Annotated in this window: 1 pseudogene; it reads right to left on the reverse strand. The window is 63.7% G+C overall.

The window, feature by feature from the left end:
* A pseudogene (locus CU044_RS39160) lies at window positions 1-201 on the reverse strand (hypothetical protein); the annotation flags it as partial.

The raw sequence follows: 201 nt of genomic DNA on the forward strand, positions 1-201 counted from the left end.
CCACCCGTCCACACCTCACCCAGACCCGCGAAACACCCCGCATCCTCCTCCGCCAGCACATCAAACAACGCCTTCGTCAAAAACAACCCCGACACCCCACGCACCACCGCATCCCGCACCACCGACACACTCACCTCACCCCCCGCCACATCCACCGTCCCACCATTCAACAACGGCACCCACACCTCATACGTCGCCGCA

Source organism: Streptomyces sp. L-9-10 (assembly GCF_004151105.1).
Classification (GTDB): Bacteria; Actinomycetota; Actinomycetes; order Streptomycetales; family Streptomycetaceae; genus Streptomyces.